The sequence below is a fragment of the Intestinibacter sp. genome, assembly GCF_051866655.1.
Classification (GTDB): Bacteria; Bacillota; Clostridia; order Peptostreptococcales; family Peptostreptococcaceae; genus Intestinibacter.
The window spans coordinates 1-4038 of record NZ_JBJDXL010000280.1; the positions used below are offsets into that span (position 1 = coordinate 1).

General features: G+C 31.2%; 4 protein-coding genes. 3 read left to right on the forward strand and 1 reads right to left on the reverse strand.

Annotated elements, in window-relative coordinates:
- Positions 1–991: ABC transporter ATP-binding protein (locus ACI3VO_RS08335; protein ID WP_439757471.1), on the forward strand; the 991-nt coding region annotated here is incomplete at its 5' end.
- Between the two features lie 82 nt (positions 992–1073).
- On the opposite strand, the gene ACI3VO_RS08340 is transcribed toward ACI3VO_RS08335, so the two are convergent.
- Positions 1074–1934: a pentapeptide repeat-containing protein gene (locus ACI3VO_RS08340; protein ID WP_439757472.1), complete on the reverse strand. Its 861-nt coding sequence runs from the start codon at positions 1932–1934 to the stop codon at positions 1074–1076.
- Between the two features lie 258 nt (positions 1935–2192).
- On the opposite strand from ACI3VO_RS08340, the gene pnuC reads away from it, so the two are divergent.
- Positions 2193–2879, forward strand: coding sequence for a nicotinamide riboside transporter PnuC (gene pnuC, locus ACI3VO_RS08345; RefSeq protein ID WP_439757473.1), 687 nt, complete (start codon positions 2193–2195; stop codon positions 2877–2879).
- Between the two features lie 26 nt (positions 2880–2905).
- Positions 2906–3910 (forward strand): AAA family ATPase, encoded by a 1005-nt coding sequence (locus ACI3VO_RS08350; RefSeq protein WP_439757474.1) that lies wholly within the window; start codon positions 2906–2908, stop codon positions 3908–3910.
- Positions 3911–4038: the final 128 nt, after the last annotated feature.

Sequence of the window (4038 nt, forward strand, 5' to 3'; positions counted from 1 at the left end):
TAATTTAGGATATGTTTTGATATCTATATTAGGGGGATTTTTAGTAATTAAAAATTCTATAGAGGTCGGGGATATACAATCTTTTATACAATACGTTAGACAGTTTAACCAACCGCTAAATCAAATTGCTCAAATATCAAACCAATTACAATCTACAGCTGCAGCTGCTGAAAGGGTATTTGAGTTCTTAGAAGAAGAGGAAGAACCTGTGACTGGAAATGAATCTATAAAGAGTAACGAAGCTCATGGAGAGGTAGTATTCGACCATGTAAAATTTGGTTACGATGAAGGTAAGACAATAATAAAAGATTTTACTGCAAAAGTTAAGCCAGGTCAAAAAATCGCTATAGTAGGACCAACAGGAGCTGGAAAAACTACAATAATTAAATTACTTATGAGATTTTACGATGTAGATAGTGGTGAAATCTTAGTAGACGGCAAAAATATAAAAGACTACAATAGACAAGAGCTTAGAACTCGTTTTGGGATGGTGCTTCAAGATACATGGCTATTTAGTGGTAGCATAAAGGACAACATAAAATACGGTAAGCTAGATGCAACTGATGAACAAATAATGAAGGCAGCAAAAGCAGCTCACGTAGATCATTTTATAAAGACTTTACCAGCTGGTTACAATATGATATTAAACGAAGAAGCCAGCAACGTATCACAAGGTCAAAAGCAATTATTGACAATAGCTCGTGCAATACTTGCAGACCCTGAAATATTAATACTAGATGAGGCTACAAGCTCTGTAGACACAAGAACTGAAATATTAATCCAAAAGGCTATGGATAACCTAATGAAGGGCAGAACAAGCTTTATAATAGCTCATAGATTATCTACTATAAAAAATGCAGATTTAATATTAGTCTTAAATGAAGGGGATATAATAGAACAAGGAACACATGAAGAGTTATTAGCTCAAAATGGATTCTATACTAATCTATATAACTCTCAATTTGAAGATGAAGACGACGAAGCTGTGTAGAATATAAAGAATAAAGAATAAATAACCATACCTTGTAACTAAAACTATCTCAGATAATAAGGTATGGTTATTTTTATAGCAATTACTTTTCCCAATAATATGGCATGCTCAATGATTTTGGGAGCTTTGTTCTAGAATTACCTCTAGCTGTATTAACCTGAGATTGAGTTAAAAACATTGAATCCTCAAGATTAGCTCCTCTAATATCTGCATCCCTTAAGTCTGCACCTATTAAGTTAGCTCCTTTCAGATTTGTATCCTTCATATTAGACGCTATAAGTAATGCTCCTGCAAAATTAGCCCCAATTAAATTTGTATTTGTTAGATCTCTCCCTATAAAATCATATCCTTCTTTTAAAGCTTTTTTATTTTTTGAATTTTTTATTTTTTCATCAGATACTTTCTTTTTTACAAATTCGTTCACTTGCTTTAAAATACGATTAACTTTAATTCTATGTTTATCAATATCTATATTTATGATTGATTGTTGGTCCAACCTTGTAAGTTTTTCTGTTTCTGCAATAACAGAATTTAATTCATTTTTTATATTGTCATTTGATATAAAAGTCGATGCATCCATAAGATACCATAGCATTTCGTGTAGCTGTCTAATTATTAAAAATGCGTCAAACATTTTATTTGCTATATCAGGTGATTTTGTCCAATCATGCCCTTTAAATGTTACCTGTGCTACTTTTTGACCTGCTCCAAAACAATCGTATGACATACAACCCTTTAACCTCTTTTTTCTAAGGTTCTTGTGTACAGAACATTTAAAATCTGGTTGTAGGTTTATACAAGGTTTTCCTGCTATTTTATCTTGGGGAAATCCATCTGATTTTGAAAAAAATAAAGCAACACAACAAAGTCCAAAACAGTTTTCACAATCAATTTTTAAATTTGAAATATTTTCGTTATCTATTTTATTGATTCGTAATTTCATAATCTTTCTCCTATTATCTAAATTTATAACATTTTAATTATACACCACTTTACAAGTAATTAATTTTTAAAAATATTTAAAATAAAAAAATAGTTGACTTTAATCAAAGAATAAACTATTATTTAATTAATAAACTTAGTAACAAAAATAAACTAAGATAAAAGGTGGTAGATTAAAATTTGCCACTTGAAATACTAAATATTTTTTTAAAAATACTTAGTAACATAAAAGAACTAAGAATATAAAGGGGGAAGAATTATGAACAAATTAAAAGAAGTATTAAGAAAAGAATTTATTGGATGGAAGAAATGGGAGATACTTTGGATTGCAATTGCCACAGCAGTAGTTTTAGGTGTTTCTATTTATTGGAAGGATACAGCGATTGGTATTTTTGCAGCGCTTACAGGTATCTGGTGTGTTATCTTAACTGGTAAGGGAAAACTTTCAAGCTTCTGGTTTGGCACAATTAATACAGTTTTATATGCGATTGTGGCATGGAAAGCGAGATACTGGGGAGAAGTAATGCTGAACCTTATCTACTATGTTCCTATGAACTTTGTTGGTATGTACATGTGGTCTAAGAATATAAATGAAGAAACAGAAGAAGTTATAAAGAAGAGACTTTCATTTAAGGGTAGTATTATTGCTTACTTTTGTGTAGCTGCTGGAACAGTAGGATACGGATTTATTCTTAGACTTATTGATGGAACATTACCTTTTATTGATGCAATGAGTACTGTTTTTTCGATTTTTGCTCAGATTCTTTGTGTAAAGAGATATATGGAACAGTGGGTACTTTGGGTAATTGTAGACGTTGTGACAGTTATTATGTGGGTTTATGCATTTATTAATGGCACAGGTGATATGGCAACAGTATTAATGTGGTCAGTTTATTTAGTCAATGCAATTATTATGCTTGTAAAGTGGAATAAAGATACAAAATAAACTTAGTTTTTATGTGAGGTGATAAAATGTATAAAGTAGGAATGTATGGTGGATCTTTTAATCCTATGCACAATGGACATCTTGAGTGTATTATTAAGGCGGCATGTATGTGTGAAAAGCTTTATGTGATTTTAAGTATAGGGATGAAAAGGGAAGAGGTGGATTATAAAGTTCGTTATAGATGGTTATATCAAGCAACTAAGCATATTGGTAATGTAAAAATCCTTACAATTAGTGATAGTTGTGCGACAAAAAATGATTACACTCTTGAGGCATCAAAGTCTGATTCAGAATATATAAAAAAACAGATTGGAGAACATATAGACATTGTGTTCTGTGGTTCAGATTATGATGAGAACAGCTTTTGGAATGTTAATTACCCAGACAGTGAATTTTACGTATTTGAGAGAGATGAAATTAACTCTACAGAAATTAGAAAGGACGTTTATGGGCATTGGGACTGGTTGCCGAACTTTGTAAGACCTCATTATGTGAAAAAAGTTCTTATAATTGGAGTGGAGAGTTCGGGAAAATCAGTGATGACAGTAAATCTTGCTAATTATTTTAATACAAATTTTATAGAAGAAGCTGGCAGAGAGTTGTCAGAGAAATCTGGAACAGATACAATGATGTTGAATGAGGATTTTACTGAAATTCTTCTTGTACAAAAACTCAATGAAATAAAGGCAATTGAGCATAGTAACAAAGTTCTTTTTTGTGATACAGATTGCCTTATTACCCAATTTTTTTTAAAATTCCTTGAGGGAGATGAATTAAATATTAAGCTGTCTGATGCAATTGATGCGATAAATAGATACGATTTGATTTTATTCCTTGCTCCTGATGTAAAGTGGGTACAAGATGGAGATCGTAGCGAGGAGATTAGGGATAATCGTGAGAAGTACCGTGATATGATAGCTGATATTTACAAATCACATGGAAAGAAATTTGAATACATAGAGGGAGATTACCTTACAAAATTTAATAAGTGCGTCAAACTTGTAAATAATATAATAATGAAAAGAGAGTGATTAAATTATGAGAATATTAATAGATGCAGATGGATGTCCAGTAATAAAGGAGAGCATAAAAATTGCAAAAAAATTTGCCTTAGAGGCGGTAATATTTTGTGATACTTCACATTATTTCGATGAAGAAA